General features: G+C 40.4%; 16 protein-coding genes and 1 pseudogene. 5 read left to right on the forward strand and 12 right to left on the reverse strand.

Going from position 1 to position 20230, the window contains the following annotated elements:
• Positions 1 to 3: 3 nt before the first annotated feature.
• From IPK31_14390 to IPK31_14420, 7 genes are all read right to left on the reverse strand, one after another.
• Positions 4 to 1392 carry an amidohydrolase family protein gene (locus IPK31_14390; protein MBK8089025.1) on the reverse strand — a complete coding sequence of 463 codons (1389 nt, stop codon included), beginning with the start codon at positions 1390 to 1392 and terminating at the stop codon, positions 4 to 6.
• A gap of 133 nt (positions 1393 to 1525) precedes the next feature.
• Positions 1526 to 2842, reverse strand: a complete 1317-nt coding sequence (locus IPK31_14395; protein ID MBK8089026.1) for an amino acid permease — start codon at positions 2840 to 2842, stop codon at positions 1526 to 1528.
• Positions 2843 to 2868: 26 nt separating this feature from the next.
• Positions 2869 to 4014, reverse strand: a complete 1146-nt coding sequence (locus tag IPK31_14400) for a serine hydrolase (GenBank protein ID MBK8089027.1) — start codon at positions 4012 to 4014, stop codon at positions 2869 to 2871.
• A gap of 56 nt (positions 4015 to 4070) precedes the next feature.
• A complete protein-coding gene (locus IPK31_14405) occupies positions 4071 to 5270 on the reverse strand; it encodes a DUF1624 domain-containing protein (GenBank protein MBK8089028.1) in 1200 nt (399 codons plus the stop codon).
• A gap of 77 nt (positions 5271 to 5347) precedes the next feature.
• Entirely contained in the window at positions 5348 to 6271 is a 924-nt protein-coding gene (locus IPK31_14410) for a hypothetical protein (GenBank protein MBK8089029.1), read from the reverse strand.
• A gap of 3 nt (positions 6272 to 6274) precedes the next feature.
• Positions 6275 to 7192, reverse strand: a complete 918-nt coding sequence (locus tag IPK31_14415; protein MBK8089030.1) for a hypothetical protein — start codon at positions 7190 to 7192, stop codon at positions 6275 to 6277.
• 3 nt (positions 7193 to 7195) lie between these two features.
• Complete coding sequence (locus IPK31_14420) at positions 7196 to 8113, reverse strand: hypothetical protein (GenBank protein MBK8089031.1); 918 nt, start codon at positions 8111 to 8113, stop codon at positions 7196 to 7198.
• Positions 8114 to 8338: 225 nt separating this feature from the next.
• On the opposite strand from IPK31_14420, the gene IPK31_14425 reads away from it, so the two are divergent.
• The 5 genes and pseudogenes from IPK31_14425 to katG all read left to right on the forward strand — a co-directional run bounded on the left by IPK31_14425 (position 8339) and on the right by katG (position 14561).
• Entirely contained in the window at positions 8339 to 9712 is a 1374-nt protein-coding gene (locus IPK31_14425) for a cytochrome ubiquinol oxidase subunit I (protein MBK8089032.1), read from the forward strand.
• A gap of 1 nt (position 9713) precedes the next feature.
• Entirely contained in the window at positions 9714 to 10748 is a 1035-nt protein-coding gene (gene cydB / locus IPK31_14430) for a cytochrome d ubiquinol oxidase subunit II (protein MBK8089033.1), read from the forward strand.
• An 18-nt stretch (positions 10749 to 10766) separates the two neighbouring features.
• Positions 10767 to 11351, forward strand: coding sequence for a TlpA family protein disulfide reductase (locus IPK31_14435; protein ID MBK8089034.1), 585 nt, complete (start codon positions 10767 to 10769; stop codon positions 11349 to 11351).
• Between the two features lie 187 nt (positions 11352 to 11538).
• On the forward strand, positions 11539 to 12084 hold the full coding sequence (locus IPK31_14440) for a hypothetical protein (protein ID MBK8089035.1): 546 nt from the start codon (positions 11539 to 11541) through the stop codon (positions 12082 to 12084).
• Positions 12085 to 12331: 247 nt separating this feature from the next.
• A pseudogene (gene katG, locus IPK31_14445) lies at positions 12332 to 14561 on the forward strand (catalase/peroxidase HPI).
• Positions 14562 to 14839: 278 nt separating this feature from the next.
• Here katG and IPK31_14450 read toward each other — a convergent pair.
• The 5 genes from IPK31_14450 to IPK31_14470 form a co-directional block, all read right to left on the reverse strand.
• On the reverse strand, positions 14840 to 15127 hold the full coding sequence (locus tag IPK31_14450; protein MBK8089036.1) for a hypothetical protein: 288 nt from the start codon (positions 15125 to 15127) through the stop codon (positions 14840 to 14842).
• Between the two features lie 267 nt (positions 15128 to 15394).
• Positions 15395 to 15616: a hypothetical protein gene (locus tag IPK31_14455; GenBank protein MBK8089037.1), complete on the reverse strand. Its 222-nt coding sequence runs from the start codon at positions 15614 to 15616 to the stop codon at positions 15395 to 15397.
• A 685-nt stretch (positions 15617 to 16301) separates the two neighbouring features.
• Positions 16302 to 17375 (reverse strand): class I fructose-bisphosphate aldolase, encoded by a 1074-nt coding sequence (locus IPK31_14460; GenBank protein ID MBK8089038.1) that lies wholly within the window; start codon positions 17373 to 17375, stop codon positions 16302 to 16304.
• Between the two features lie 79 nt (positions 17376 to 17454).
• Positions 17455 to 18624, reverse strand: coding sequence for an ATP-dependent 6-phosphofructokinase (locus IPK31_14465; GenBank protein MBK8089039.1), 1170 nt, complete (start codon positions 18622 to 18624; stop codon positions 17455 to 17457).
• 581 nt (positions 18625 to 19205) lie between these two features.
• Positions 19206 to 20120 (reverse strand): exo-alpha-sialidase, encoded by a 915-nt coding sequence (locus tag IPK31_14470; protein MBK8089040.1) that lies wholly within the window; start codon positions 20118 to 20120, stop codon positions 19206 to 19208.
• Positions 20121 to 20230: the final 110 nt, after the last annotated feature.

A 20230-nucleotide genomic window follows, 5' to 3' on the forward strand; every position in this document is an offset into this window, starting at 1 on the left:
GTATTACTTTTTAAACTTTCCATACACCGCCTGCCCCGGAAAAACATTGTTTACTGTTTTGCCATTCTTCAACACAAAACTTCCATTCACTAATACATATTCAATACCTGCTGAAAACTCTAACCCTTTTTCAAAAGTTGCTTTATCAATAACTGTGTTGGGATTAAAAATGGTAATGTCAGCATCTGCACCAACCTGTATCCTTCCTTTAAAGCGCATCATGGGGGCAATGCCTTCCAAACGTTTTGCAGGAAGCAGCGTCATTTTTTCAAGAGCAGTCATTAAATCAATCACTTTTTCTTCTCTTACATATTTACCCAATACTCTTGAAAAAGTGCCGGCAGTGCGTGGATGTGCAAGTTTCGCATAAGTCATTCCATCAGAACCAATCGTAACACCAGGAGCTGCAATGCCCGTTTTAATCCATTCGGGTTTCATTACATGAAGAATCACAACTCCACCTGTTTTACGATAAGCATCAAATTTTTCTTTCGTAAGACGTTCGCCTGTTGCCACCCATTGCAGATCGCCGTAGCTTATTCCCAGTCGTTGCTGCCAACCTTCATCAAACATGGCACTTTGCAGCGAAGTAGATCCGGCAGTGTAAGGATACAATTCGGTGCTGATATCAAAACCATTTTTGCGTACAGCATTTACCATCTCCAACGACAGTCCGATATTTCCCAACGACATGCTGTTGATATGAACAATGTGCAGTGGTGCTCCTGTAAGTACTGCAACGGCTATTGCTTCCTGTATTGAAATAATATCCGGTTGTCTCACATGCGAAAACACGAGGGCTTGCAACTCACCAGCCAGTTTATACACCTGGAACATTTCATTGGGATTTGTTTTGGGCAAATAACCAATGGGTGCCCCAATTCCAATACCACCTTCCGCCAGCGAAGCCCTGATGTTTGCCAAAGTTTGATTCATTACCTCAGGTGAAACAGCTTCATTTGCGGCCCTTAAAATAATGTTGGTCATTGCACCAATATTTGCTTCTCCCTTCAGCGTAAATTGCAATAAACTATCTACAGCGTTTTGGTATTTACCGAATGCTTTAAACCGTTCAAAAGGCCAGTTTACACTTGCGCCGTAGTTAATAAGTGCTTTACCTTTTCTGGATTCATACCATTTACCCAAATGTTCAATGCCCCATTCCAATTCTAAAGCTGTTGTTACACCGTCATGCAATTGGTATTCCTGTTCCACATTACTGCGGCCGTGTATATGCATATCAATAAAGCCGGGCGCTACAACTAATCCGCTTACATCAATTACTTGTTTTCCCTGCAATGGTTCACTGCTGATCTGTGCAATGCGGTTGTTGAGGATACCTACATTTTTAATGGCATCTAATTTTGTTTCGGGGGTCAATAACCCGGCCACCTTTCAGTACAATATCATATACAATGCCTGACTGAGCAAAAGCTGTAAATGAAAGGATGATGAGAAAAGCGGTAAGTAATTGTTTCATGTTGATCGGTTTTATTTTTAACGGGCATGGTTAAATGCCGCACAGTTATTTTCCATTGTTTTTTTTCTTCACCTGTATCATCATTAAATACGCAAGTGAAAACAGTAAAATAAAAATGACAATCCCTGTGAGCTCCTGCCTGGTTAAGTTTGACAGTAACCATATAATGCCGCAGGCAGCCAGCAACGGAACAACAGCTCCTCCCGGTATGCGAAATGTTTTTTCAGTTGATGCCGTATCTTTTTTTCTGAGTTTTATACTTGCCAGTACTACTCCGAGATAAATAATTAATACAGCTGCACTGGCAATCGTTGCTAATTGTTTAAAGCCTCCCGAAACAGCTAATAGAAAACCTAAGGCGGCATAAAAAGCAATGGCAATATGTGGTGTAAAAAAACGTGGATGCACTTTTGCCAGTGGCTTCGGCATCAATCCATCTCTTGCACCTGCAAATAATATACGTGGAATGGAAAGTATTTCACCACCTAATGCTCCCAGCATGGAAAGGGCAGTAGCAGCAATGATAATGATAGCCCCCCATTTGCCGAAAGCAATATTTGCTACCGCAGCTAAGGGAGCATCTTTATGTATTGTAATGTTTGCACCGAGAGCACCCTGTGTTACCAATTGAATAGCTATGTACAATAGCAATACCCCCGAAACACCTAAAAAGATTCCAAGTGGCACTGTGCGTTTTGGATTTTTTATTTCACCGCCATTACTGAGGGGACCTTCAAGCCCAATGAAAGCAAAGAACAGCAGCAGGGAAGCTGAACCGATATTGCTGATACCCGGTGCGATTGTCCATTCTAAATTTTTGGGTGATATGAATCCTGCTCCCACAACAACTAATGCAATCATCGGGATCAGTTTTCCCAATGTGGCAAATTCAATAAACCGTACGCCATTTTTTACACTCCGGATATTCAGCAGTGTAAGTAATCCAAAAACAAGAAATAAAAACAATGCACGGAACAATTCATTTTCAAAAAGTGGGAAAAAGTATTTCAATGTATCTGTTAATGCATTGGCAATGGCTGCATCTGATACTACGCAGCCACCCAGCCAGAATATATTGTTGGCTAAAAAACCAGCATAAGGTCCAAAGGCCGTTTCAATATAAGTGTAAACTCCGCCACTTGCGCTTGTTTTGCTGCCTACTTCAGCAAAGCAGAGGCCGATTAAAAATATCAGTAACCCACAAACTAAATATGCAACAACAGCTGCAGCACCTAAGTCCTCAGCAATGATTGCCGGGATTACAAAAATGCCTGAACCTGCAGTGATGTTGATGATGGCCAGTGTAAGTGACCGTACTCCGATTTCTCGTTTAAGGTTTTCTTTTGTTGAAATCGGGTTCATGTTTTTGGGTTAAGTATGATGTGGTATTATTTCAACTCAGCTGATTGTATGATCAACCTCAGTACATCTGCTATTTTACTGTCATCCATCCACCGGACAACGACTACAAGGTCATGTTCTTTATCAACAATAATATAGTTGCCACCAAAACCTGCCGCATAATAAACTTTTGGAGAAATGCCTTTCCATCCCTGTTCTGTATTTAACCACCACAGGTAGCCGTAATTTTTATTGGCTGTTGATGGTTGTTGAACAGTCGTTACCCATTTTTCAGAAAGCAACTGTTGATTTTTCCATTTGCCATTTCTTAAAAACAGCAACCCAACTCTTGCATGATCAATTGTATTAATGAAAATACCACCACCATGATGACCGCCACCGCTAACCGATTGCATACTCAGTCCATCCACGGTCACAAATGAATTTTCATAACCAAACCAACGCCATTTTGTGGAAGCGCCAATGGGATCCATGATCTTTTCTTTCAGCACAACAGGTAAAGGTTTGCGCCAAACCTGTAACAATAAATAAGCAAGCAGATTTACCCGAACATCGTTGTATTCATAATTTGTTCCCGGTTCCAGCAGCTTGCGGTTTTTCCAATCGTCAATTGTTCCTTCTCTTGGTGGACGATCGGCCCAATCATCTAAGCCAAACAGGCTGCCACTCCAGTCACTTGATTGTGTAAGCAAATGATCCCAGGTAACTTTTGCATTGTGAGGCCCTTCAAAAAGATTGCCCCACACATATTGATTTACTTTATCATTTACATTTTTAATCAAACCCTGGTCGACTGCTAAACCTGCAACAGTGGAGAGATAGCTTTTAGTAACGCTGAAGGTCATATCAACCCGGTTTACATCACCCCATTGTGCAACGATATATCCATTCTTAATTACAAGCCCGGCAGGCCCGCCTCTTTCTTTCATTGGACCCACAATTTTATAACCTGGCTCCCGTGAGTAGGATTTCATATTGGCAATTCGTAAATCCCGTTCAACCTTGTTTTCACTTTTCAATGCAAGCGATACGGCACTGTCGAGCAACACTTTATTCATCTTCAGATCTTCCGGTTTTTTGATCTGCCATTCAGCATCGGGGAAATACAATTGCTGCGCATGAATGCTAATTGCATAGAGGCTTATAAAAAACAACAATAGTATTCTTCTCATTATATGATCGTTTAAAATTTAGTTTGTTTATGTAATCTGAATATTTTCTGATTGGGTTATAAATAACTCAGCCACTTTTTTTCTTTATGATTTGTTTTATAAGTATCGTACCATTTACATAATGGGTACAGTACAATAACAACTGCCAGCCATATAACATACACCATCCATAAACTAAATCCTTCACCGGGTATGGTAAACTTGATTGGTAACTGAGGGAAACCTTTCATTCCTTCAGCAAACGAATGCCCCCTGGCTAGAAAAACAATTACATGCAGAAGATTGAGTAAATAAAAATGCAGGATGTAATAAAAGAAAGGAACCCGGCCATAGATCGTAATTATTTTTGCCAGCCTGCTGCTGCTGTTTTTTACAAGGGCAAGAAAAATAAGTGCAACACCAATGGTGGCACATGTATACAAAAGAGAAGGAGGATATTTCTGTACATCCATAAAATCAAGAAAGGTATACACCGCATTTTTTTGTTTTACCCAATGACCGGGATCGCCATATTGATCAATAAAGCGAAGAACAACAAATAAGAATAATGCACCTGTACCAATGCCGAGTAAAATTTTATTTCTGCGTTGCGGTTCAGCAGATGTAAATATTTTACCGCAGCAATAACCCAGCATCATTAATCCCACCCATGAAAGAAAAGGATAAAAGATACCCAGCATATGATTACCCCATAAAGGAACAACAGTGGGTAAGTGTAAAAAATTCCACCATACAGGTACTTTGCCCTGACTGGCCGCTTCAGCAAAATCAATTGTATTGTGCCCTAACACTATCAATAAGCCCAGTGTAAGAATAACGGAAAAGGGAAGCCAGATCACCAGGCCCAGAATAACCATACTGATGCCGATGGACCAGATGGTTTGCAGCACAATCAATTCAAAATGAATATCACCGGTAATACCGAAAGTGATCAGTGTTATTTCTATCAGTATCAGCCACAGCCCACGGGTAATTAAAAAGCGGCTGAGTTCTTTTTTTGTTTTCCGCTGGCTCTGCAACCAGGCAGAAAGTCCTGAAAGAAAAACAAAAATGGGCGCACAGAAATGGGTGATCCATCTTGTAAAATACAGAAAAGGGGTAGTAGTGGCAAGATCAAGCGGATCACCGGTGAACGCTTCTTTATGAAAAAAATCACGGGTATGATCCAGTGCCATAATGATCATCACTAATCCACGGAGTAAATCAATGGATTCGATTCGTTTTGAGCTGGCAGTTAATGATGGTTGCAGTTGCATGGTAATGGTTTTGGTTGATGCCGATGATATTCTTTATGCAAGTATTCAATTAATTCTTATTTCAGTAGTATTATTTATTAATCAATTTCTTTTTCAATTAATGTAATCAGTTCTTTCCCCGTATCTTTTGCAATGCGGTATGCAACATTACATACCCTCATCCTTTCCAGTCTTAAAAGAAAAGCACTTCCAACTTCATCCCTGAATTTTTTTGCATCGGCTGCTGAAAGAATATCTGAATGTATTAATTGCTCAGTAATAAAGGAAGGGTTGTTGGTAGTGGCAGTATCCAGCATTTGCAGGCAGGGAATATCATAGTTTTTATAAAGTGAAGGAAGGAAAAATTCGGTATAATATTTTTGTTCAAAATGCTCTGTACGGTATTGGGCAAAATTGCATTTACGCTGGTAATCCAGAATGGCTGTAAGAAGGTTGAAGTTTTTGATATAACGCAGTGAACCGGATGTTTTCATCTGTTCAAAAGTTTCATTTCTGTTAATAAAGCCACGATACCAAACTGCCCCATGTTTACGTACAAATGCGGCACGATCAAAAGTAGCAGAACTATTATTTAACTCATTAACAAGCGTGTTGTAGGCCACAATCATTTTACTGTTTTCTCTTATGGCGGAATCAAGAACAACTTTATTGCTTTCAATATCAAGCACCATACTTTTCAAAAAGCGGTGCATCCGTTCATTTTCGATATAATGTTCTCTTTGGTTTTCAGCTAAAAAGCCAAGTGAAACCGCCAGAAACAACATTAAAAATTCCCAGAAATAAGACTTCCAGTTTTTCTTATGATGTGGTGCAGCAGGGTCGTGGGCATGGTGGTGTACTTCCATTTCTTGTTCAGTTGATAATTGAGAGTTGATAGTTGAAGATTGTTCATTTGTTGTATTGGCTTCTTCCTCAGGTAAAATATTTTCTTCCAAAGGAGTAACTGCTTCACTTGAAGGTGTTATTTCTATTCGCTCAACTTCAGGATTATTTTCTTCCATAAATTATTTTAGATGATATTCTTTTTTCAGCAATTCGCTTAGCTGTTGTGCCTGGGCCAGCAGCTTTCTTGCTTCCTTTCGCATGGTTTTATTGAAAACCGTAAGCATGTGTATCCTGTAATTCAGTCTGTGTTTTGAATCATCTGAAAGGCGTAACGAAGGATTGTAATCAGGACGGTTTACATTATTATCATCATCCCTCATGTTGTTTAACACTACACCGTCAAAAATACCTTCGGCAATATTTCTATAGGTGCCCATCATATCCTCTTCATCTTGTGTGCCCCACATTAATGCCCGTACAGATACATCATAAGAAATGATACTGTCGCTTACAATATTTTTTCGGATAAGCCGGAGGTTGCCTGCATTTTTTAATTGCTGCATGGTGCCGTCAACTGGGGTAAAACGGAATGCCACACCACGGGTGGCAAATGAATTATAATAATATAAATCGTTGCTGTGCAACAATGCTTTTTTGCTGTTCAGTAACACGCTGAAAGAGTCCAGCATCAGGGCCCTTTCATTTCTTAATTGTACTATAGCAGTAAGCCGGTTAATGTCTGCATCCAGGTCACTATGGAGGGATTGAATGTATTGTTTCTCTCTATCCCTTTCTATTTTATGCTCCAATTGGTACTCTGCTAAAAATCCACAGAACACAGCCAGGAACAACATTAAAAACTCCCAGAAATAGGACTTCCAGTTTTTTTTATGATGAGGTGCTGACGGGTCGTGTGCATGATGATGTACTTCCATTTCTTCCGTTTCAGGTTTGTAGTTTATAGTTTGTGGTTGCTCAGCTTCGAGAGTTGTTTCAGCAGGCACAATGGTTTCGTCAGTTGAAGCTGTGTTCAACGGTTGTTCATTGTTTGGCGGCTTTGCATCCTCCGGAGTAGTTATGGGTTTGTTTTCTTCCATGATTTATTTAAAGGAATATTCTTTTTTAATCATTTCAATAAGCCCTTTTGACCGGTTTTGAAGGGCAATAGCATTACGGATATAAAACTTAATGGTAGTGGAATAGTAATGATAGTTAAGCGATACGGCGTTTATATCCTTTACATCAGCAGAAAGCAGCAATGGCTTTACCAAAGGTTTGCTGATAGCTGTTCTTTGGCCACCCAAACCACTAATAGAAGCAATTTTTATATTCATCGTCATTTGCTGAAAAACATAACTGTCAAACAACCGGGTATTCCCTTTGTGAACTTCATCCATTTTCAAACGCAACAGGTCTATCTGATTGACCAGCCACTGAAAAGATGCATAATAGGTGCCGATACTATCCAGCAATTCTTTGTTTTTTATGTACCGGAGCAATCCTGCAGTCTTAAGCTGGTCAAAAGACTTGGAGTTGGTATAATAATATCCAAGATTGGCAGTAACAGTTCGGGCGGCAAAATAAATCTCAGAAGTATTTGTAATATCCGAGTGCAGCATCTCAACCAATGAATCGGCCATCAAAGCGCCATAACTATTACGGTCTGTTACCGAATCAAAAAGAGTGATATCTGATTGAAGGTCGGATAACATCGAGTTCAACTGTGTGTTCATTTCTTTTTTATGCAGCATACTTTCCCTGAGATTTTCTACATAAGCTCCCAATGACACAGCAAGGAATAACATTAAAAATTCCCAGAAATAAGATTTCCAGTTTTTCTTGTGATGTGGTGCAGCAGGGTCGTGGGCATGATGATGTACTTCCATATTTTCTGTTTCTTTGTTGGGAATTACTGAATCGGGTAAAGTTGATGAAATGATTTCCTCAGGGGGAATTTCGGGAGGGGTATTTACCGGTTGCTCAAATGATTCATCACCAGTATCTTGGTTATCTGCCATTGATCTGTTTGTTAGTTGGTTAAAATGTGGATGCAGTTAAAACAGGGCAGGATTCTTTAAATATACAACTCTATCTGAAAAAAGAAAACTCTTCTGTGAATAGATGCAGGTATGGTTCAAATTGAAACGATTGTTCAAAACTCGTTTTACTATTTTTACAATTCGCTGGCTAACTTTACATCATTATTGAAAAGAAATTCTTCCTGGCAGTTCTAAATAAAAAGTATGGATGTTGAAACACTCAGCCGGATTCAGTTTGCTTTTACTATCAGCTTTCATTATATCTATCCGCCGTTAAGTATTGGTCTTGGAGTGATGCTGGTTTTTATGGAAGGCATGTATGTAAAAACAGGGTTGAAGATTTATGAAACCATGACCCGCTTTTGGATCAAAATCTTTGCACTCATCTTTGGTATTGGTGTTGCCACCGGTATTGTTATGGAATTTGAATTTGGCACGAACTGGGCAACTTACTCAAGATATGTGGGTGATATCTTCGGCAGTGCATTGGCAGCCGAAGGCATTTTTGCATTTGCTTTAGAAAGTGGGTTTCTTGGATTGCTGTTATTTGGATGGAACAGGGTTTCAACCAAAGTTCATTTCTTTTCTACTATAATGGTGGCACTGGGTTCGATGTTTTCTGCCATCTGGATTGTAGTTGCCAACTCCTGGCAGCAAACACCTGCCGGTTTTCATATTGTGGGCGAAGGAATAAAAGCAAGAGCAGAGGTAACTGATTTTTGGGCTATGGTATTTAATCCATCTTCTGTTGACAGGTTATCGCATGTATTAGTTGCAGCATTTTTAGCAGGTTCTTTTTTAGTGCTCAGTGTGCATGCGTATTATTTATACAGGAACAGGCATGTAGAAATTTCAAAGAAAGCATTTAAGATGGCGCTCATTGTTGCAACAGTTTCAGGTTTACTGCAGTTGGTAACCGGACATCATTCTGCCAATGGAGTTGCTGTTAATCAGCCCGCAAAGCTGGCAGCGTTTGAAGGACATTATGATAGCCTGAAGGCTGGAGATATGTACCTGTTTGGAAAAGTGAACCAGGAAAAACAAACAGTAAGCGGATTAAAAATTCCCGGCGGACTTTCTTTCTTACTGCATAATGATTTTACAACTCCTGTAAAAGGATTAAATGCCTTTCCTGTTAATGACCGGCCTAAACACGTCAATGCTATTTTCCAGGTATATCATATTATGGTTGCCATTGGAATGATCATTATCGGCTTAACATTGTTTGCTGTGTTTCTCTGGTGGCGTGGTAAACTGTTCAGCTATAAATGGCTGTTGCTTGTTTTCTCTTTTTCAGTTTTATTGCCACAGCTGGGAAACCAGGTTGGTTGGTTCTCTGCCGAAATGGGCAGGCAACCATGGGTGGTGTACGGTTTATTAAGAACAAGTGATGCTTTATCAAAATCAGTAAAAGCAGAACAGGTATTATTTTCATTGATTTTATTTGCGTTCATTTATTCTGTGCTCTTTGTATTATTTATTTACCTGTTGAATAAAAAAATACAGCATGGGTTTGATGAAATAGCTGATGAAGATATACCTGACTATTCCAAACGTAATAACCCCATACTGAAATAATATGCAAACATTTTTAAGTATCGATTATCCAATCTGGTGGTTTTTAGTAGTGGGAGCTGTGTTTACCGGCTATGCTATTTTAGATGGCTTTGATTTAGGCGCAGGTGCATTGCATTTGTTTTTCAGGAAAGAAGAAAGCAGGCGTATTGCCTTAAATGCAATTGGTCCTGTTTGGGATGGCAATGAAGTGTGGCTGGTGATTGGAGGTGGTGCTTTGTTCGCAGGATTTCCTGAAGTGTATGCAACGATCTTCTCTGCCTTCTATATTCCATTCATGTTATTTTTAACGGTACTGATACTGAGAGCGATTGCCATTGAATTCAGGAGTAAGGAGAAAATGTTATGGTGGAGAAAGACATGGGATATCACTTACTCTGCAGCAAGTATATTGATTTCATTGCTGCTGGGTATTGTGCTGGGAAATGTAATGCAGGGTATTCCTATTAATAAAGACTTTGAGTATGAAGGAGGTTTTTTTAATTTATTAAATCCGTATGCATTGATTACAGGTGTTACAGTACTGGCTTTGTTTATGATGCATGGAGCCACTTATCTCATTATGAAAACAGAGAAAAGGCTGCACACCAAACTGATCATACTGGCAAAGAACACCAGCCGCTTCTTTGTAATTTCTTATGTAACATTAACGATGGCAACCTTAATTTACCTGCCGCAAACAGCAGATAAGTTCAGGGCCAATCCTTATTTATTTATTGTACCGGTTCTTACCATCTTAACCATTATTAATACAAGAAGGCTTTTAGAAAAAGGTGTTTACTTTAAAGCCTTTCTGTCATCTGCATTAACATCAGCGTTGTTATTAATCACAGTTACCATCAACCTGTTTCCCAACATTGTACTTTCAACTATTGACCCTGCTTTCAATATCACCATTTATAACGGGTCATCCTCACAAAAATCATTAGGCATCATGTTAACCATTGCAGCTATAGGTGTGCCACTGGTAGCAGCATATACGACATTTGTATTCTGGACATTCAGAGGGAAGGTAAAAATGGATGACAGCAGTTATTAAACGCATCAATCAAAAAAAATGGACCGCACTAAACTTATCCGTATCGTAAAAGCCCAATGGCTGAATGTTCTGCTCATTGCATTTGTATTGCTGATGTTCTTCAATCCCGATGCAAAAGCATGGATGCTGCAGCGTTTGTTTTCTGTTGGGTTATTTAAAGCAGAAATCAAAAAGGATACTGCAAAGAATGAAAGCTCTAACAGTTCATTTCTTTTTACCAATGCCGAAGGAAGAACAATGTCAACTGCCGATTTAAAAGGGAAAGTTGTTCTTGTAAATTTCTGGGCATCCTGGTGTGCCCCATGCCGTGCTGAAATGCCTTCGCTGGAAGCACTGTATAAAAAACTGGGTAAGGATAACCGTTATGTATTTCTGTTTATCAATGAAGATGATGACCGGGCAAAAGCCATTACCTATCTTGAAAAAGACAAACTGACTATTCCTTTGTATACACATTCAGGAAATATACCTGATGCTATATACAGTGGTACGCTGCCCACTACAATTATACTTGATAAAGAAGGGAAAATTGTATTTAAACATGAAGGTGTGGCCAATTACAATACGGCCTCTTTTCTGAAACAATTACAGGCGCTTCTGTAAAGCAACCGGTGCTTTAAACCTATCCCTGTTGCTTCAGTCTGATGACGGGAAACAGCCAAAGCCGGGCAAAAAATACCTGTCAGAACAATTCCGAAGCGTATTTCAGCGTTTAGGCTTCGGTGCATACCCTAGGCAATAATGAATTGCCTGTTTAATCACAGACAAACCTCTTTTAAAGATCAGTACTATGAAAAGTAAAACAACAATCATGAAGACAACCGGTTTATTAGCCCTAGCAATAACCATCGTCTTTTTTTCCTGCAATAAAGTAAAAGAAGCTGTTGATACAAAGCCGGCAGATGCAATCGCTTTATCTATAGCAAGCGGTACTTCTGAAACCCTCTACTTCACCAACAATGGTGGTACAGGATTAAATTTCACCAGGCAGGTAAGCAACGGAAAACTTACTTACCCCGATGGAACAACCTGGTACACCTATACAGGCACACACACACTTGCACAAACAGGCGGAGCCGGCACTGTAACATTTGCTGATGATAATTTTTCTGTAACAGGAAATGGCATCACTACTTCTTCTGCTGGCAACAGTCTTACTGTAAACATTACAACACCGCTTGTAAAAGCAGGATCATGCCGCAACATTTCATCAGGTATTGAACAGTTCACTTATAATACTATTTCCGGTTCACTGAACTTTGGAGATGGTACCTGCGATAACCAGGCTCTGTTAACTGTTGGTGTGTTAAGTCAAACAATTACCTTACCGAGATAACTTACAGTCTATCTATACTGAAAAGACGAAGCAGTGAAAATTGCTTCGTCTTTTTTTTGTGCTTAGTAAAACAGCAGACTATTTGCAGCAGGTGGTAAACAATTGAGGCGGCCATTCTGCGGAATACCTCCGCCGGAAGGAGGTCATAGTTTTTATCTATGATAAAATAAATTAAATAGATAAGCCCGTTGGTAAATTCATCGTTAATTTAGCCCTCATTAAGCCAATAAAATAAAAACAATCACATATGGATCAGGACAAACATCTCGCTGAATCAGCAGGTACAACAAGTTCTAAAGTTAACGGTGAAGCCAAGTGCCCTTTTCATGGAGGAGCATTAAAACAAAGTGCCGGCAGTGGTACTGGAAACCGTGACTGGTGGCCCAACCAGTTGAAATTAAATATCCTCCGTCAAAATTCTACTCTCTCCAATCCAATGGGTGAGTCGTTCAACTATGCAGAAGAATTCAAGAGTCTTGACCTTGATGCCGTGAAAAAAGATATTGTTGATTTAATGACAACCTCACAGGACTGGTGGCCGGCAGATTACGGACATTATGGTCCTTTCTTTATTCGTATGGCCTGGCATAGTGCAGGTACCTACAGAATCTCTGATGGTCGTGGTGGTGGTGGTTCAGGTACACAACGCTTTGCACCATTGAACAGCTGGCCCGATAATGCAAATCTTGATAAGGCCCGTTTACTGTTGTGGCCCATTAAACAGAAATACGGAAAGAAATTATCCTGGGCCGATTTGATGATTCTCGCAGGTAACTGTGCTCTTGAATCAATGGGCTTTAAGACCTTTGGTTTTGGTGGCGGACGTGAAGATGTTTGGGAACCTGAAGAAGATGTTTATTGGGGTTCTGAAAAGGAATGGTTAGGCGATCAACGTTATACAGGTGATCGTGAATTAGAGAATCCATTGGGCGCAGTGCAGATGGGTTTGATCTATGTGAATCCGGAAGGACCTAATGGAAATCCTGATCCGCTTGCTTCAGCAAGAGATATCCGTGAAACTTTTGGACGTATGGCAATGAATGATGAAGAGACGGTGGCATTGATTGCCGGCGGACATACATTCGGTAAAACACATGGTGCTGCTGATCCTGGTAAATATGTAGGCAAAGAACCTGCAGCTGCAGGTATTGAAGAACAGAGCCTTGGCTGGAAGAATACATTCGGCACCGGTAATGCAGGTGATACCATTACCAGCGGATTGGAAGGTGCATGGACAACCACTCCAACAAAATGGAGCAATAACTTTTTCTGGAATCTTTTTGGTTATGAATGGGAACTCACCAAGAGCCCGGCTGGAGCACAACAATGGATACCCAAACATGGCATGGGTGCCGGTACAGTGCCTGATGCACATGATGCTTCCAAACGTCATACTCCTGTAATGCTGACTACTGATCTTGCTTTAAGAATAGATCCTGCCTATGAAAAAATTTCCAGGCGTTTCTTTGAACATCCGGATGAATTTGCTGATGCGTTTGCACGTGCATGGTTTAAACTCACTCACCGTGATATGGGACCACGTTCCCGTTATCTTGGTAAAGAAGTTCCTGCGGAAGAACTGATTTGGCAGGATCCTGTTCCGGCTGTTACATGAACTGATCAATGATAAAGATATCGCTGCACTGAAGAGCAAGATCCTTGCTTCAGGATTATCGGTTTCTCAATTAGTATCAACAGCATGGGCATCTGCATCCACTTTCCGTGGTTCTGATAAACGTGGTGGTGCCAATGGTGCACGCATCCGTCTTGCACCACAGAAAGATTGGGCAGTGAATAACCCTGCACAACTGAGCAAGGTATTAACTGCACTGGAAGCTATTCAAAAAGAATTCAACAGTGGTAGTAAACAGGTATCCATTGCAGACCTGATAGTATTGGCAGGATGTGCAGCTGTTGAACAGGCTGCAAAGAATGCAGGTGTTAATGTAACCGTACCTTTCACTGCAGGCCGTGCTGATGCATCACAGGAACAAACAGATGTAGAATCATTCGCCGTACTTGAACCTCTTGCAGATGGTTTCCGTAATTACTTGAGCAGGCGTGCAACTGCCATGTCGGAAGAGTTGCTGATAGATAAGGCACAGCTCTTAACATTAACAGCTCCTGAACTAACGGTGCTGGTTGGTGGCATGCGTGTACTCCATACCAACTTCGATGGATCACAACATGGTGTGTTTACTAAAACACCGGAAGCATTTACCAACGATTTCTTTGTGAACCTGCTCGATTTTGGTACTACCTGGAAAGCAGCCGATCCTGTACAACAGGGCTTTATTGGTACCGACCGTAAAACAGGTGCGGTGAAATGGACAGCCACCCGTGCTGATCTCATCTTTGGTTCCAACTCAGAACTTCGTGCAGTTGCCGAAGTATATGGATGTGCAGATGGAAAAGAAAAGTTTGTAAAAGACTTTGTAGCTGCATGGAACAAGGTGATGAATCTTGACCGGTTTTGATGAACTGATTAAAGTCAATTATTATTTGGTATACAAAAGCGGCCCGTTAACGGGCCGCTTTTTTTTGTTGATAGTATAGAATTTGCCAACGTGTTTGGTTGGTAAGGATACCAGTCAATAATAAGGGGTGGAATTACTCTATTGTTTTCTTTTGTTTAGATCAGACAACAATAAGATAGTTTTGAAATGAATGATCCATAGTCTTGTCTGACTCACAGATTACTTAAAATAGCAAGTTACATGCAAGAACTCCTCTGAATGTCCCAGTTTCATAGAGTTTAGATTTGCAGCAATTTTCTTTGAGCAGATTGCCTGCCAATGCGTAGGTCTATTTTCATCTGCTCAGTTTCTTTTGAAGAAAGAGTGCCAGTTTTTTTACCGTATAAGTATTTATATAATTTAAAATCATCATCCGATGGTAAATTGCCTGTTTCGTCTTTGAATTCTATCATGAAAAGGTGTAGAAAGTAAAATACTGTAAAATGCACCTTTGAATTCTGAAAAGATAATCTGCTTTGAAAGAATTGACATTGCAGTTCTTTTCCATCAACAATTTCACCCGTCATTTTCACCAGTGTTCCAAAAGGAACAGTGAGCTGTTCTTTTATTATTTGCTTTGGGCTGACTGTGTCTTGTCCGAAACTGGTCTTTGTTGTGAAGCATGTAATAATTGCCACAATAAAAAGAATCTGTTTCTGGAACTGTTTTGAATTCATGTTGTTTCATAGGATTAGAACTTGTTAAGCTTGTTAAAAATAGCAAGTAAGTTCGTTCATTGCTGTATCGGTTGGTAGGGATACCAACCGATAAAATATGGTATATAATACTTCATGTTACAGGCCGCTTTTCTGTTCACCAAGTGCTGTTAATACTTTATCAAGTCGGCTTAATTCCCGAATTCTTAGTCCTACCTGTGCAAGTCTTCTTGTATTACTGTCTCCACAAACTTCTGGAGCCCAACGTCCGAGCAAATGATATCTTCCTCCTTCAATTAGTTCAAAGGTCCATGTTTCCCCGTCCGTTCCTGGTCCACATGCTGTATCATGCAAAGGCATATTCCAAAAATTGATTTGTTCTATAGAATTAACAAGATTGGTATATAACGTATCCCGATACTGAAATTTCATTAGTACTACCGAAAATTCCGGTATAATATCCCCCTTAACCATTAGTTACTTTATTCATAAAACTTTTGTCACCTTTCTTTTCACAATTAGACAATGATGGGTTGCAAGCTGGGTTAACTGTTAACGCTAAACCAATGTTTTGAGGTGTCAATTATTGTTGTGTCAACATAAGGCTCTTCTAAAGCATAAATAAATGGATCATATTTGTTTCTTGACTTGAGATCAGGATATTGTTCATTCATAAAACTCGCAAAATTGATCGTTGATTCCAAAGAAGGTATTGAAAATCGTCAGGAGTGAAAACGAAAAACTATCAATGAAGAATTTTGTCTTTGATGGCATTCTTATGTCCATACATTGTGATTTGACCTTTTTATTTCGGAATTTCGTTCTTACAAGAAATAAACGCAATGACAATAATTACTAAGAACGTGATCTGTCTCATAAATGCGGTATGTAACGCTATGATGGATATTAATTTGTATAAAATCCAATTCATTCACATCTAAATTTAATACAAAAGCCCGAGCTTCCAGTAAGGATATTTTCACAAACAGTAGTCATAAAAAAATCCCGTCCTTTCGAACGGGATTTTGAAAATATAAAGAGTGGGTTATGCTATCGTTACTTCCTTATCCAAATACACATCCTGTATGGCATTCAATATTTCCACACCTTCTTTCATTGGGCGTTGGAATGCTTTACGTCCGCTGATGAGTCCCATACCACCTGCACGTTTGTTTACAACAGCTGTTGCAACTGCTTCGGCCATATCGCTTGCACCTGATGATGCACCGCCACTGTTGATCAATCCTGCACGGCCCATATAACAATTGGCTACCTGGTAACGGCAAAGATCAATCGGGTGATCTGTTGTGAGTTCTTCATAAATGCGTTTATCATTTTTACCGTAGGCAGATTCTTTTGTATTGAGTGCAAGATAACCGCCATTGTTTTCCGGCAATTTTTGTTTAATGATATCTGCTTCAATGGTTACACCCAAATGATTGGCCTGGCCTGTAAGATCGGCTGATACATGAAAATCTTTTTCTTTTGTTTTGAATGCAGGGTTACGCAGATAGCACCATAAAATTGTTGCCATACCGAGTTCATGTGCCATTTCAAATGCTTTGCTTACTTCCTGGATCTGTCTTGCAGATTCATCACTTCCGAAATAAATAGTAGCACCAACAGCAGCAGCACCTAAGTTCCAGCTTTGTTTAATAGAAGCAAACATGAGCTGATCGAACTTATTAGGGTAGGTGAGGAACTCGTTGTGATTTACTTTAACAATGAAAGGAATTTTATGTGCATATTTTCTGGCCATAAAACCCAAACCGCCGTAAGTAGTTGCTACTGCATTGCAGCCGCCTTCTATTGCGAGTTTGATAATATTTTCAGGATCGAAATAGATTGGATTCTTTGCAAAGGAAGCACCACCACTGTGTTCTATTCCCTGGTCAACCGGAAGAATAGAGAGATAACCTGTGTTGGATAATCTTCCATTGTTATACATTCCCTGCAGGTTGCGTAATACCTGTGGGTTACGGTCGCTGTTAATCCAGATGCGGTCAATAAAATCAGGACCGGGCAAGTGTAACTGGTCTTTAGAAATTGTTTTAGACTGATGATTCAATAAATATTCTGCTTTGTCGCCAAGCAGTTCGGTTAATTTTTTTACTGGCATACTATTCGTTTTTAAAGTAATTGTAAGTTATTTTTATTTGTTTACGCCCTGGTTCGTGTCTCACGAAACAGGTTTGTTATTAATACAAAAACATTGGTTTACCCAGCACACTGCGAATTCTTGGCCTGTACTGTGCAACATCATAAAACTCATCCACGTCCACACGTTTCACTCCGCTTGTAACCATACTCATTGGTACATGTGTGTATTTACCTTCACGCAAAGCTACCATGCGTCCGCTTGCTCCATCTTTAATCAAACTTACAGCGAGGCTTGCATAGTTGGTAGCCATCATCAGGTCAAGCGCATCGGGTGCACCTGAACGCATGAGATAAGCCACTGTTTGATTGATGATTCCTTCGCCGGTGATCTTCTTCAATGCTTCACCTGTTATTTCGCCAATGCCACCTAATTTCTGATGACCGTAAGCATCTGTTTCACCATATTCAACCACCATGCCGCCAACCATATGTGCGCCTTCACTCACTGATACCATTGCATAGTTGCTTGGGTTATCCCTTTTATCTTTCATAATTAATTCAGCGAGTTTTTCAGGATCAAAGGGTACTTCTGAAATTAATGCACGATCAACACCTGCGAGGTATGAACTGATCAAACTTGTTTCACCGGAGTTACGTCCGAATAATTCAATGATGGCAATACGTTCATGTGAACCTGTACTTGTACGCAGCTGGTGAATAAACTGAACACTGCGTGTAATAGCTGTACTGAAACCAAGACAGTAATCTGTACCATATACATCATTGTCCATTGTTTTAGGAATAGCAACCACTTTAATTCCTTCACGGTGCAAACGTTCACCATAGCTGAGCGTATCATCACCTCCAATGGGAATTAAGTATTCAATGCCCATGAGTTCCAGATTCTTCATTACATGTGGAGTAAAATCTCGCAGACTGGTATCAGCTGCTTCTGCTTCCGGGTGCTTCGGATCCTTTAAAAATTCAGGAACTGCTTTCGCTTTTACCTTACCCGGATTTGTACGGCTGGTATGCAGAATGGTACCGCCTGTACGGTCGATGGTACGAACCTTTTCACGGGTGAGCACTTCTGTATGTTTGTTGATTGATTCAGTGTTTGATGCATCCAGTTCAAGTAATCCGCCCCAGCCACGCCGGATACCAACCACTTCATATCCTTCGTCCACTGCACGGTTAACAACTGCTTTAATGCACGGATTTAAACCGGGCACATCACCACCTCCTGTTAGAATACCAATTCGTTTCATAATTTGATCCTCCTTTTAAATGGGTTAAGAGTGTTTAGATATTGTATATTTTAAAATACTGGCAGAAGAAGTAATGATGCAGGCAATGCATGAAAAATCTGTGTGCTGTTTTTTATACAGTACATGTATGGCATTTCAGTATTGAGAGCATCGTTTTTTTGAACAGACTAATGTAAGACCGGTAATACTATCACTTCGTGATATTCATCATGCAGTTCTGTGAGAGTAATCATTATAGTGCGCTGATATACAGGTAAGCATTTTTATGAATGAACAGCTGATGACAGTAACGGCTTTCTTCCGGAACAAGACAGGGAGAAGGCAGGGAGAAAAATTATTGCCGTTGGTCATGCCCGTCCAGCTTCAAGCAGGAAGACACAAAACAGCGTCGTGTTTTTTTCTTATGCATACCAACAGGGGCGAAACCAAAAAGCGATGCTGTTTTGCATCGCTTTTTTTACCGGTTGCTGCCCTCAGCAACCAGCTGTTTATAATTTTCTTTCGTTTGCTTATACAGCAACCGCTACGTAAAATGTTCACCTGCATTTTTCAACATCCTCCCGAACTGGGTATGGCATAAATTACATTGCCTGAGCATGCTGAACTGAGTCAGCACTTCCCTGCACCGAACAGCTGGTATTAATGGGCCGCCACATTGAGTTTACAACGTCTTGCGTTTGAAGACCGGCATCAATGGGCTGCCAGGTTTTACCACCGTCGTACGATGCTCTAATCCTCCTTGTATTCGACTGTGTATTGAACGTAATCGAAGCGAACCCACCTTTGATCTTTGCTATATTGATTCCCACACCGCCCTCACTGATCACCGTCTCCCAGGTTTCACCATTATCGGCGGATCTGATGGTCCCATTGACGGTGTTCGCCATCAGCACACCGTTTGACTCTACCAATTTCCATACGCCACGGGTAACTTCTTTCCAGTTTTTTCCCTTGTCTGTGGATCTAAAAAGGCCACGGCCCCGGTCGCAAACAATGAAAACAGTGCCTCCGGCAGTTTCAACAACGTCGATGATCCCTTTCAACTGAAAATTCCCGTATACAGGCGACCACTCACCCGATCCGTTTATTTTTTGCCTAAACAGTCCCTGGTGGTAATCGTATGCAAACATCCCATTCTTACCAGGGGCAATGCTGCTATGATCGTCAGGGAAAATCTCTTTCTCCCAAAAAGAAGCCTTGCTGTTTGGTTTATTGTAATAAATATAATTGCCGGTACGTAAATAGAACCCAGCATCATTTACAAAGAGACTACCCTCCAGCTTATCTCCGGGCAGTCCTTCGCTGATGTCCTGCCATGTTTGTCCGCCGTCAGTAGATTTAAAAACGAGGTTTGCAACGGCCGGCTTATTTTTGTTTGTTGTTTGCTCACTATGCGTGACTGGAAAAACAAAGTGGAATCCGATTGCTATCGGATGAAGAAGGAGCAAAAAAGCAAGGCTGTAGATTTTCATGATGATGATGATTTGGTGAAACAATGAAGTAAAGATATCGGGCGGGCACTAACCTGAAGCATTTTAACGGTAAAGAACTGTAAAAGAGATGTAAAAGGTTTGTAAAGCCAGTAAAAACTGAGGTTTAATCAATT

The organism is Chitinophagaceae bacterium (assembly GCA_016713085.1).
Lineage (GTDB): Bacteria > Bacteroidota > Bacteroidia > Chitinophagales > Chitinophagaceae > Lacibacter.

Bases quoted from the DNA above. Each gene is read 5' to 3' on its own strand.
- IPK31_14415 (MBK8089030.1), bottom strand. From the start codon at position 7,192: ATGGAAGAAAACAAACCCATAACTACTCCGGAGGATGCAAAGCCGCCA.
- IPK31_14420 (MBK8089031.1), bottom strand. From the start codon at position 8,113: ATGGCAGATAACCAAGATACTGGTGATGAATCATTTGAGCAACCGGTA.
- IPK31_14400 (MBK8089027.1), bottom strand. From the start codon at position 4,014: ATGAGAAGAATACTATTGTTGTTTTTTATAAGCCTCTATGCAATTAGC.
- IPK31_14405 (MBK8089028.1), bottom strand. From the start codon at position 5,270: ATGCAACTGCAACCATCATTAACTGCCAGCTCAAAACGAATCGAATCC.
- IPK31_14410 (MBK8089029.1), bottom strand. From the start codon at position 6,271: ATGGAAGAAAATAATCCTGAAGTTGAGCGAATAGAAATAACACCTTCA.
- IPK31_14455 (MBK8089037.1), bottom strand. From the start codon at position 15,616: ATGCCTTTGCATGATACAGCATGTGGACCAGGAACGGACGGGGAAACA.
- cydB (MBK8089033.1), top strand. From the start codon at position 9,714: ATGCAAACATTTTTAAGTATCGATTATCCAATCTGGTGGTTTTTAGTA.
- IPK31_14460 (MBK8089038.1), bottom strand. From the start codon at position 17,375: ATGCCAGTAAAAAAATTAACCGAACTGCTTGGCGACAAAGCAGAATAT.
- IPK31_14440 (MBK8089035.1), top strand. From the start codon at position 11,539: ATGAAAAGTAAAACAACAATCATGAAGACAACCGGTTTATTAGCCCTA.
- IPK31_14395 (MBK8089026.1), bottom strand. From the start codon at position 2,842: ATGAACCCGATTTCAACAAAAGAAAACCTTAAACGAGAAATCGGAGTA.
- IPK31_14425 (MBK8089032.1), top strand. From the start codon at position 8,339: ATGGATGTTGAAACACTCAGCCGGATTCAGTTTGCTTTTACTATCAGC.
- IPK31_14450 (MBK8089036.1), bottom strand. From the start codon at position 15,127: ATGACGGGTGAAATTGTTGATGGAAAAGAACTGCAATGTCAATTCTTT.
- IPK31_14435 (MBK8089034.1), top strand. From the start codon at position 10,767: ATGGACCGCACTAAACTTATCCGTATCGTAAAAGCCCAATGGCTGAAT.
- IPK31_14465 (MBK8089039.1), bottom strand. From the start codon at position 18,624: ATGAAACGAATTGGTATTCTAACAGGAGGTGGTGATGTGCCCGGTTTA.